The sequence below is a fragment of the Kitasatospora sp. NPDC088346 genome (assembly GCF_044740765.1).
Lineage (GTDB): Bacteria > Actinomycetota > Actinomycetes > Streptomycetales > Streptomycetaceae > Kitasatospora.
On record NZ_JBIURH010000015.1, the window covers coordinates 146,097 to 155,786 of the forward strand.

General features: G+C 72.7%; 15 protein-coding genes. 8 read left to right on the plus strand and 7 right to left on the minus strand.

Annotation, left to right across the window (positions count from 1 at the left end):
- Positions 1-83: 83 nt before the first annotated feature.
- The 4 genes from ACIOFR_RS21270 (at position 84) to ACIOFR_RS21285 (ending at position 1,885) form a co-directional block, all read left to right on the plus strand.
- On the plus strand, positions 84-518 hold the full coding sequence (locus ACIOFR_RS21270) for a hypothetical protein (RefSeq protein ID WP_400999491.1): 435 nt from the start codon (positions 84-86) through the stop codon (positions 516-518).
- Between the two features lie 126 nt (positions 519-644).
- Positions 645-1,352, plus strand: coding sequence for a DsbA family oxidoreductase (locus tag ACIOFR_RS21275; protein ID WP_400999493.1), 708 nt, complete (start codon positions 645-647; stop codon positions 1,350-1,352).
- A 162-nt stretch (positions 1,353-1,514) separates the two neighbouring features.
- Positions 1,515-1,733 (plus strand): hypothetical protein, encoded by a 219-nt coding sequence (locus ACIOFR_RS21280; RefSeq protein ID WP_400999495.1) that lies wholly within the window; start codon positions 1,515-1,517, stop codon positions 1,731-1,733.
- Positions 1,706-1,885: an ASCH domain-containing protein gene (locus tag ACIOFR_RS21285; RefSeq protein ID WP_400999522.1), complete on the plus strand. Its 180-nt coding sequence runs from the start codon at positions 1,706-1,708 to the stop codon at positions 1,883-1,885. Before ACIOFR_RS21280 ends, ACIOFR_RS21285 begins: the two co-directional genes overlap by 28 nt.
- Before the next feature lie 115 nt (positions 1,886-2,000).
- On the opposite strand, the gene ACIOFR_RS21290 is transcribed toward ACIOFR_RS21285, so the two are convergent.
- Entirely contained in the window at positions 2,001-2,795 is a 795-nt protein-coding gene (locus tag ACIOFR_RS21290) for a VOC family protein (protein WP_400999496.1), read from the minus strand.
- 377 nt (positions 2,796-3,172) lie between these two features.
- On the opposite strand from ACIOFR_RS21290, the gene ACIOFR_RS21295 reads away from it, so the two are divergent.
- The 3 genes from ACIOFR_RS21295 (at position 3,173) to ACIOFR_RS21305 (ending at position 5,170) form a co-directional block, all read left to right on the plus strand.
- Positions 3,173-3,472: a hypothetical protein gene (locus ACIOFR_RS21295; RefSeq protein ID WP_400999498.1), complete on the plus strand. Its 300-nt coding sequence runs from the start codon at positions 3,173-3,175 to the stop codon at positions 3,470-3,472.
- A 272-nt stretch (positions 3,473-3,744) separates the two neighbouring features.
- Complete coding sequence (locus ACIOFR_RS21300; protein ID WP_400999500.1) at positions 3,745-4,722, plus strand: serine protein kinase RIO; 978 nt, start codon at positions 3,745-3,747, stop codon at positions 4,720-4,722.
- A 100-nt stretch (positions 4,723-4,822) separates the two neighbouring features.
- Positions 4,823-5,170: a DUF1330 domain-containing protein gene (locus ACIOFR_RS21305; RefSeq protein WP_400999502.1), complete on the plus strand. Its 348-nt coding sequence runs from the start codon at positions 4,823-4,825 to the stop codon at positions 5,168-5,170.
- A gap of 88 nt (positions 5,171-5,258) precedes the next feature.
- Here the strand turns inward: ACIOFR_RS21305 and ACIOFR_RS21310 are convergent, their stop codons facing one another.
- The 5 genes from ACIOFR_RS21310 to ACIOFR_RS21330 form a co-directional block, all read right to left on the minus strand.
- Positions 5,259-5,459 carry a hypothetical protein gene (locus tag ACIOFR_RS21310; protein WP_400999504.1) on the minus strand — a complete coding sequence of 67 codons (201 nt, stop codon included), beginning with the start codon at positions 5,457-5,459 and terminating at the stop codon, positions 5,259-5,261.
- A 218-nt stretch (positions 5,460-5,677) separates the two neighbouring features.
- A complete protein-coding gene (locus tag ACIOFR_RS21315; protein ID WP_400999505.1) occupies positions 5,678-6,916 on the minus strand; it encodes a cytochrome P450, cyclodipeptide synthase-associated in 1,239 nt (412 codons plus the stop codon).
- 98 nt (positions 6,917-7,014) lie between these two features.
- Positions 7,015-7,368 carry a VOC family protein gene (locus tag ACIOFR_RS21320; RefSeq protein WP_400999507.1) on the minus strand — a complete coding sequence of 118 codons (354 nt, stop codon included), beginning with the start codon at positions 7,366-7,368 and terminating at the stop codon, positions 7,015-7,017.
- A gap of 148 nt (positions 7,369-7,516) precedes the next feature.
- Positions 7,517-7,903, minus strand: a complete 387-nt coding sequence (locus ACIOFR_RS21325; RefSeq protein ID WP_400999509.1) for a hypothetical protein — start codon at positions 7,901-7,903, stop codon at positions 7,517-7,519.
- Between the two features lie 254 nt (positions 7,904-8,157).
- Positions 8,158-8,391 carry a hypothetical protein gene (locus tag ACIOFR_RS21330; RefSeq protein WP_400999511.1) on the minus strand — a complete coding sequence of 78 codons (234 nt, stop codon included), beginning with the start codon at positions 8,389-8,391 and terminating at the stop codon, positions 8,158-8,160.
- 513 nt (positions 8,392-8,904) lie between these two features.
- Between ACIOFR_RS21330 and ACIOFR_RS21335 the strand changes: the two genes are divergently transcribed.
- The gene (locus ACIOFR_RS21335) at positions 8,905-9,150 is read left to right on the plus strand and encodes a GntR family transcriptional regulator (RefSeq protein ID WP_400999513.1); all 246 of its coding nucleotides are present in this window, start codon (positions 8,905-8,907) and stop codon (positions 9,148-9,150) included.
- A gap of 104 nt (positions 9,151-9,254) precedes the next feature.
- On the opposite strand, the gene ACIOFR_RS21340 is transcribed toward ACIOFR_RS21335, so the two are convergent.
- Positions 9,255-9,560, minus strand: a complete 306-nt coding sequence (locus tag ACIOFR_RS21340; RefSeq protein WP_266288984.1) for a DUF6087 family protein — start codon at positions 9,558-9,560, stop codon at positions 9,255-9,257.
- Between the last annotated feature and the right edge of the window lie 130 nt (positions 9,561-9,690).

Genomic DNA, 9,690 nt, shown 5'->3' on the forward strand with positions numbered 1-9,690 from the left:
GTCCCGATCCCGGTCGGTCCCCGGGGACGGGTGGTGGATAGGATCGCCCGACGATCGATCAACTCCACGACGGGGGAGCGGACATGACCGCACGCGCAGGCAGGACGGGGGCGGCCCTGTCGGTGGCCGGCCTGGTGGCGATGAGCACGCTGGTGGCCGCCCCGGCGGCGCACGCCGGCGGGTACGGCTGCACGGGGAACCTCTCGTGGTCCGGGAAGGTCACCGACTACGGCGGGAACGAGGCCGGCTGGGTCTACGACTACTGGAACGGGTCGCAGAACTGCTCGGTGGTGGTCAAGACCGAGTTCGCGGGGATCAGGTCCGAGACCCAGATCTCGATCGTCAACAACCGGGGTGTGCACGGCGGCTTCGACCACGGCGGCTTCACCACCTACGCCGGACCGGTCAGCGTCGACGGGGTGGACGCCTGCGTCAACGAGCACGTCACGATGTTCAACCTCGACAACCAGCAGATCGTGAACTGGAGCTCCGGCTGGCACTCCGGCCCCGGCTGCTGAGCCCGGGCCGCCCGGCCCGTCCGTCGCCCGCTATTGCTTCAGTACGGGAAATATTTAACGCATCACGGATGCTGGACGTCGAGCGGAGCGGGAAGTCCCCGCCCGACCGAGGACAGGAGCAGCGCCGTGCGCGTCGAGATCTGGAGCGACATCAACTGCCCGTGGTGCTACATCGGCAAGGCACGGTTCGAGAAGGCCCTCGAACGGTTCCCCCACCGGGAGGACGTGGAGATCGTCCACCGCTCCTTCGAGCTCGACCCCACCGCGCCGGCCGAGGCGCGCCCGGTGGTCCCGCTGATCGCCGCCAAGTACGGCATCGGGCTCGACCGCGCCGAGGCCGCCGAGCAGGGCATCGCCGCCAGTGCCCGCGACGAGGGCCTCACCTACCGCACCGAGGGACGGGACGCCGCGAACTCCTTCGACATGCACCGCCTGCTGCACTTCGCCGAGGAGCACGGACGCCGGGCGCAACTGCTCGACGTCCTCTACCGGGCCAACTTCGCCGACGAGCGGTCCGCGTTCGCCCCCGGGCGCCTGCTGGAGCTGGCCGTCGAGGCCGGCCTCGACGCCGGAGCGGCCGCACACGTCCTGGCCGACCGCACCGCCTACGCGGACGCCGTCCGCGAGGACGAGGCGACCGCGAGCGCGATGGGCGCCACCGGCGTACCCTTCTTCGTCTTCGACCGCCGCCTCGGGGTCTCCGGCGCCCAGCCGCCGGCCACCTTCACCGCCGCACTGGAACAGGCCTGGGACAGCCGCGTCCCCGTGCCCCTGCTCACCGGCGCCGACACCACCGCGGAGTCCTGCGGCCCGGACGGCTGCGCCCTGCCGTAGCCGCTCGGCGGCGGGTCGGACGCGCCGAGCCCCCGGTCACCGGTGGTGCGGGCGGTCGTGCGGACACCGGTGCTCCTATCGTCGGGGGAGGACGCGCAGGCCGTCGGCGGTGTCCGAGGAGGCGATGGCGGGATGTGGCCGCGGGTCAACGGAATGCGCTCGATGGAGCTCGGCACCCCGGGCGGGATGCGGGCGGAGCTGAACGCCCTGGTGCTGAGCGGCGAGAAGACCGCCACCACCGGCCTGCTGGCGGACTACGCCGAGGAGGGCGAGGAACTGGAGCACCTCGGCGAGCGGCTGGCGCTCTGGTGGACGACGGCGGGCGGTTCGTCGCCGTCATCGAGATCACCGGGGTGGAGGTCACACCGTTCGGCGAGGTGACCTGGGAGCATGCCCGGGCCGAGGGCGAGGGCTTCGCCTCACGGGAGGAGTGGGACGCTGGACACCGCCGCTACTGGCGGCTCCTGGGCAGCCCGGTCGGGGCCGACACCGCCGTGGTCTGCCTGGCCTTCCGGCTGGCCGACGGCCCCTGACCGGCTCACCCGCCCCCGCCCCCGGCCTCGTCGAGCTGCGCGTCGAGCGCCGTCGCCGCGGCGACCAGCACCTGGTGCGTGAACGCCCGAGCGGGCCGCGGCGCCGGCCGTCCCGTCACATCTGCGGGTCCGGCTTCAGCAGGGCGAACACCGCGCCGGCCGGGTCCGCGGCCCACGCGATCCGGCCGACCTGCGGCACGTCCGCCGCCGGCATCAGCACCCGCCCGCCGGCGCCCTCGATCGCGGTGACGGTGGCGTCCACGTCCGCCACGTTGAAGTACGGGACCCACCGCGGCACCTCGTTCGACCCGGCGCCCGCCCCGTCGCCCTGGGGAGCGACCCCGCCGAAGGAGCCGTCCTGCTGGTCGCCGTCCGCGACGCTGAGCACCCGGTACAGCATCCCGGGGGCCTCCATCTCGGCGTGCCGCCACCCGAAGAGCGAGGCGTAGAAGGCGATCGCCGCCACCGGATCCGGCACGTGCAGCTCCACCCACAGCAGCGAGTTCTCGGCGGAGGCCAGCCCCAGTCCGGGCGTCCGGCCGGGCTGCCAGCAGGCGAACTCGGCGCCCTGCGGGTCGGTGAACTGGGCCAGTACGCCCTCGCCCATCACGTCCATGGGCTCCATCCGCACCGCACCGCCGCCCGCCCGGACGGAGGCCGTGGTGGCCTGCACGTCGGGGCTCTGGAAGTGGACCATCCACGCGGACGTCGCCCCCTCCTCGGTGAGCGGGCCCAGCGCGGCCACCGTCCGGTCCTGGACCCGGAAGAAGCCGTAGCCACCGGCCTCCGGACCGGCGGAGACGAACTCCCAGCCGAAGACCCGGCCGTAGAAGGCGGCCGCCGCCGCGGTGTCGGGGCTGCCGAGGTCGAGCCAGTTGGGCGATCCGGTACGGAAGTCGGTGCCGAGCATGATGGCCTCCTGGGACGTGCGGGGTCGGTCGGTCCGTCCCACCATGCCGAGCGGCCGCCCGCCACGCCCCGCACCGGGGGCGGCGGGCGGCCCGTTTCATCCGTACGGCGGCGCCCGGCCAGCGGTCATCGGACCGTGTACCGGGCGTTCGGGGCGGTCGCCGCCTTTGCCGCGCCTCCGCGCGCTCTGCTGGCGGGGCCGGCCCGGCGGGACGATGGACGGGCCCGTTGCGGGACGGGCCCCGGGGCCGGTCCTGGCCGGCCCCGGCCGTCCGCGCCCGGTGGCCCGACCGACCCTCGCGGGGATGCGGGGCGCGGGCCCGGGATGTTGGCTGGTGGGCGACCGGTGTGCCGATACCGAACAGAGGGGACTTGAGCATGGCCGTGGTGATGTCGATGCAGTGGGCCGGAGTCACGCCCGACCAGTACGACGTGGTGCGGGACGCCGTCGACTGGGAGCAGGTCCCGGCCGCCGGCGGCCAGGTCCACGTGGCCTGGTTCGACGGCGAGGGCCTGCACGTGACCGACGTGTGGGAATCCCAGCAGGCGTTCGAGTCCTTCCTCGCGGAGCGGCTGGCACCGGCGGTCGCGAAGGCCGGGATCGCCGGTGCGCCCCAGGTCGCCTTCGCCCCGCTGCACCGGCGGTTCCTCGCCCCGGGTATCGGCGGCGCCGAGTAGGCCGTCGGCCCGGCGGAGTGGGAGGCGGGGCGGGTGCGCGGGTGCGCGGGAAAACCGGTTGCGCCGGGAGGGGTGGCGGCTAGGGTGGTCCCGTTCCCGCCCGTGCCGGGCGAGGACCAGACGTCGAGGAGGTGTGTCCGGATGGTTGCCGCCGTGTCGCGGCGCGCCTTCGTGTGCGCGCCATACGCCCTCCTCGTACGTCCTCTCCCCACCGGCTGACAGCGCGTCGCACCGCACGCGCCCCGGTGGGCCACTCCTCAGGAGCCACCGCAGTGCGTGAGCGCTTTGCCGACAGCGATTCCTTCTCCCGTATCCGCCCCAGGGGCGGGTCCCGGCGTGGCCGCCGGTCCGACCGGTTCGACGACTTCGAGCCCGAGTACCTCCCCTCCGGGGCGGTCGGGTCCCCGGAGGGCTCCGACGACCTCGACCCGTCCGCATCCGCCGTCCCCGCCTCGCCCGACGGTCCCGCCGAGGGGGACCGCTGGTCCACCTGGGACCGGTCCACGCCCACCGAGAAGGGGCCCGAGCCGCGTCCCGCCTGGGTGGTGACCGAGCTGGCGGCCGTGGACACCGAGCTCGGGATCGTCAAGACCGGCAAGGAGGCCGACGTCTTCCTGCTGGAGCGCGGCGTCCCGGGCACCGAGCGGCGCACCCTGATGGCCGCCAAGCGCTACCGGGACGGCCGGCACCGGATGTTCCACCGCGACTCCGGGTACCTGGAGGGCCGTCAGCACAAGGAGTCCCGGGTCAGCCGGGCGATGGCCAAGCGCACCGCGTTCGGCAAGGAGGCGATCTCCGGGCAGTGGGCGGCGGCCGAGTTCGCCGCGCTGTGCCGGCTCTGGTCGGCCGGGGTGGCCGTGCCGTACCCGGTGCAGATCACCGGGACCGAGATCCTGATGGAGTTCGTCGGCGACGCGGGTGGCAAGGCCGCGCCCCGGCTCGCCCAACTCCGTTCCGAGGACGCCGACATCGAGGACCTGTGGGAGCAGCTGGGCCGCAGCCTGTCCCTGCTCGCCGTCGACGGCTACGCGCACGGCGACCTGTCGGCGTACAACATCCTGGTCGACCGCGGGCGGCTGGTGATCATCGACGTCCCGCAGATCGTGGACGTCATCGCCAACCCGCGCGGCCGGTCCTTCCTGGAGCGGGACGTTCGCAACGTCGGCGCCTGGTTCGCCTCCCGAGGTCTCGCCGAGCACCGCATCGCGGAACTGGTCGAGTCGCTCGCCGCCGACGCCCGGCTGCGGTAGCCGCGCCGGGCGGGGTCCATGACCTCCGAGGTCATGGACCCCGCCCGGGCGGGCTGCGACGATCGACGCACTGCCGAACCGCACCCGACCGGAGGACACCATGCCCGCCTACGCCATCGCCCACCTGTGCGAGGCCGCCCCGCACCCCGAGATCGCCGAGTACGTCGAGCGGATCACCGCCACCTTCGAGCCCCACGGCGGACGCTTCCTGGTGCACGCCGCGCAGCACGAGGTGAAGGAGGGCAGCTGGCCCGGACACGTCGTCGTCATCGCCTTCCCGGGGATCGACGAGGCCCGGGCGTGGTGGGACTCGCCGGCCTACCGGGACATCGCCCCCCTGCGTTCGCGGCACATCGCGGGCGACGTCATCCTGGTCCCGGGCGTCCCCGACGGCTACGACCCGGCCACCACCGCCAAGGCGATGCGCGAGGCGCTGCCGGACCGGTAGCCACCGGCCGCGGTGTTCCGGACGGCACATCAGGCCCTGCTCACCCCGGTGCCGTTGCGGCGCGCCGCGCCCGGGACCGGGCCCACCATCACGACCCCAGGCCCACCAGCAGCGCCGCCCCCAGCGCGGCCTGCGTGCGCAGAACCTCGTAGCGGCCGGCCTCCACGCAGCCGTGCCGGGTGGCCGGCATGGGGAACAGCCAGTCCCAGCGCTGGAGCGCCGGAGCCACCGCCAGCGCCACGCACAGACCCACCACCAGCGAGTACGCCGCCAGCGCGGTCCCCAGCACACCGGGATCGGCGGCCCCCCGCTGCCCGCCCGCGGCCCCCGGCCCCCGGACACCTCCACTGGGCGCACTCACACGCCCTCCCGCTCTCCTGGCCGCCACCGGGTCACCAGCCTCCCGCCGCCACCGGCCCTCAGCACCCGCCACCGCGCCGGTACCGCACCAGAACACCACCGGACCCCACCCGCCCGGCCCAGCCGCAGCCCCCGGCGGCGGCCGGATCACGGCCGGGCCGCACCCCCGTCGACGGGCGTGAAGTCCAGGCACAGCGAGGCGGGGCCGCGGGTGTACAGCCCGGACTCCCGGTAGGCGGAACCGGGGCTGAAGCGGACCTGGTCGAGCAGCGGAAGGAGCATCGCGGCGACGGTCTCGATCTCCGCCCGGGCGAACGCCGCACCGACGCACTGGTGGAGCCCGGTGCCGAAGGCGAGGTGCTGCGCGGCCGCGGTGAAGGAGCGGGCGGTGCCCAGGTCCGGGCGGTGGATGTCGAAGGTGTCGGGGGCCGTGAACGCCTCGGGGTCCCGGTTGGCCGACCCGATCATGCAGAACAGCGTGGCGCCCGCCGGGACGGTCGTGCCGGCGAACTCGGTGTCCGACTCCGCCTGACGGGGGATGAGCTGCACCGGCGGGGTGTACCGCAGCGTCTCGGCGATCGCGGCGGGCAGCAGGGACGGGTCGCGGCGCACCTCCGCCAGTTGCTCGGGGTGGTCGATCAGGTGCTTGAACAGCAGGGCGAGGGTCTTGTCGGCGGGCTCGGTGGCGGCGGCCAGGACGTTGACGATCAGCGCGGTGACGTCGCGGTTGCTCATGGCGACGCCGTCGAACTCGGCGGTGCACAGCCTCGATATGAGGTCGTCGCCCGGACGGCGCCGCCGCTGCTCGATGACGGGGACGAGGTACGCCTCCAACTGCTCGGCGCAGTCCAGGCAGTGCGCGCGGCGCTCGGGGGTGAGGGTGATGGCGGTGATGAACTCGGCGACCCCGCTGTGCCAGGCCGCGATCTGCCGCCAGTCCCGGCGGTCCAGCCCGAGGACGTCGAGCGTCACGAGCACCGCGAGGGGCTTGCCGAAGTCGTTCACGAGGTCCATCCGGCCTCGGGGGAGGAACGGCGCGAGGAGTTCGGCGGCGTTGGTGCGGATGGCGGGGATCAGGTCCTGGAGGGCCTGCCCGGTGAAGCCCCGGACGACGATCTTGCGCTTCGCCGTGTGCTCGGCGCCGGTCATCTGGGCGAGGACCCGACCGCGCATCACCGGCTCGGCCCGTACCTGGAGCATCTCGGTGGAGAACGTCTCATGGTCGGTCAGCACCCGCAGCACGTCGTGCCGGCGGGACAGGAAGTAGCTGTCGATCCCGGATTCGTAGTGCACCGGCGCGTACTCCCGCAGCCCCGCGAAGTACGGGTACGGGTCGGCGGCGAAGTCCGGTGAGAGGACGCTGAAACGGGAGTTGACCGTGGGCATGGCTGAGAGCCTCTCACGGCCGGGTGAACGTGCAACACCGGCAAGACCGGCTTTGAGACCCCTTGCGGAGGGATGTCGGATTTGAGCCGCGGGTCGGGTCAGGCGGGCTGCCAGAGCTCGATCCGGTTGCCCTCGGGATCGGTGACCCAGCCGAACCGGCCGACCCCCGCCATCTCCTGCGTCTCCCCGGCCACGTCCGCCCCCTTCGCCCGCAGTTGCGCGAGCATCGCGTCCAGGTCGCCGACCCGGAAGTTGAGCATGCTCTGCTGCGCGAGGGAACCGAAGTAGTCGGTCCCGGACTCGAACGTCGCGAAGACCGTCGGACCGGTCTCCTGACGCCACAGACCGTTCTCGTCGGCGTCCAGGCCCAGACAGTCGCGGTACCAGGCACCCAGGGAGGCGGGGTCGGCGGCCCGCAGGAAGTATCCACCGATTCCAAGCACACGTTCCATGCGCCCCATCCTGCCAGCCCGGCGCCCCGGCCGGGCGGCACCACACCACCGCCCGCCTCACGCCCCGCCCGGCCGGCGCGGGGGAGTTCGCCCCGCTCGTTCGCCGCCTTCCCCGCCGCCCGCTCGTTCGCCGCTCCCCGCCGCCCGCTCAGTGGTCGGCGGGGAAGCCCGCCGTGATCGGTCCGCGCGGGGCGGGGCGCAGCAGCCAGACGGGGCGGCGGCCGAGTTCGACCACGCTGGGGGTGATGTAGAGGCGGCCGGCCGGTTCGTCCGGGTCGGCGGTGTCCTGGGCGGCGGCCACGATCAGCCGGAGTGCGTCGCAGGCGGTGCCGCCGGGGTCGGCGGCGGTCGCGACCGGATCGAGGCCCGCGGCCATGACGGTCAGTGCGTCCCACAGGGGGGCGGACACGTAGCTGATCGGGTCGCCGTCCAGCGTCGGGTGGGGGCCGGGGTCGGGGTACAACCGGTGCGTGCCGGTGACCACTTCGTCGAGGGCGGCGGCGGTCGGCCCGGACAGGTCGGTGATGTCGCTCATCCTGTGGACGGTAGCGGCGACCACCGACGGTCGGCCCGGAACCGACGGCCGCTCACCCGATCGGGCGGGCACCGCTCTTCGGCCGGGCGGGGAGCCCCGGGACGAGGGGGCGGAGGGATCAGAGCGGGCGGAGCCGGGTGCGCAGGAGGCAGAATTCGTTGCCTTCCGGGTCTCCGGAGAGGCGGTCTTAGGGGTTCTGCGATAGAGCCGAGAGGGCCCCGCCCGGATCGGTCACGGACGGGGCCGAGGGGGTACTACTCGGCGGGGATCTGCGGAGCGGTCGGCGCAACGGCCCAACAGTCCAGCGCTCGGTATCGGAACGTGCCGTCGGTCCACGGGCGGGGGTCGTTCTTCGTTCGGGGCGCGTAGGTCACGTACTGATACGGGCCGCCCATGAGGGTCCAGCCGTCCCGCTGGGACTGCATCAGGCCGCGCGTGTTGCCGACGCGCACGCCGCTTTCCAGAGTCTTGATGAACTTCCGAGCCATCACGCCACCGCCCCGGCGAGGGCGTGTGCACCAGGGTAGGTGTATCCGGGGTCCGGAAGCCCCATCACGACTGCCCGAAGAGCTTCGCGCCGTACGCGCTGCTGCTCCCCCTCCTCGTACTTTCGCTGCATCTCGTCCAACTCGACCAACCAGGCTTCCCGGTCGATGTAGGGACGGACAAGGGGCCCCAGGAACGGGTTCTCTCGCTCTGCCCGCGGTGCGAGTCGCTGCCCGGCGAGCTTGATCCGGATGGTCTCAGGGCTAGTCGGCGCGGCGCGGTGCTGTCCGCGGGCCGGCAGGACAAGGTGCAGGGCGGCCCGTAGGACACTGGCGATAAGGTGACGCATGTCGGCAGCTCCTCGAAAGCTGTTCGGCTGTACCCCCGGTAGCCCGGCCAGGCTGCTGGGGGTCTCTGTTTTCCTTGAAAATACTGGACCAGCCTATACCTGTCTATAGGCGCCTACAGGCTCTAGTAGGCGGGTGCAGCCGCATACAGCCCGCTACCGTTGCAACATGGATGACCTCGACCCGACCCGCCCCAAGTGGCCCCAGATCGCCGAGACGCTGGCGGAGCGCATCACGGGCGAGAGGTGGAAGCCTGGCCGAAAGATCACCGTTCCGGAGATCATGGCGGAGTTCGGGGTGTCCAAGGTGACCGCGGGGAAGGTTACGGCAGAGCTTCGGGCCCGGAAGCTGGTTCGGACCGAGTTCGGCATGGGCAGCTACGTCACCGACCTTGAGAGCCGCGGGGAGCAGTAGGCCCCGCCCCTTCTGGATCACCAGCGGGACAGGGCCTAACGGGGCGCAGCGAAGGCGGGGGTCGTAATTTCAGGAGACGCCGCGCCTATCCGGAGGATATCTGCCTAGTTCTTCCGGTGCCGACCGTTTCCCTTGCGCAGCAGTGCCACGGGGGTGTCGGCCTGTGGCGGGGCAAAGTCCTCGCCTCTCCGAACGATCATCGGGTAGGCATCGGCGTAGGTATCGGCCACCCCGACCGGCTGCCACTGCTTACCGTCCCACTCCACGACAAGGCGGGGGGTGTCTTGGAACAGGTGTCCCCGCCGGACTTCGGCGTCAAGGGTCAGCGCGTCTCGTGTTCCCGGTGGCCGTTCTCGGTTGGCGCGAACGCCGTACCAGTCGGTCACGGTTTCGTCGTCGGGTTCGAGCACGGCTGATCCTCTCGCTCGGCGTCAGTCTGAAGTTCCCCCTTGGAACTGGACAGCGGGTGCTTACGCTGCGGGGGTGAAGTCGTGCTGCAGTCTGGCTCGGGTTTCGAGTGGGGTGAGGTACCCGAACTCG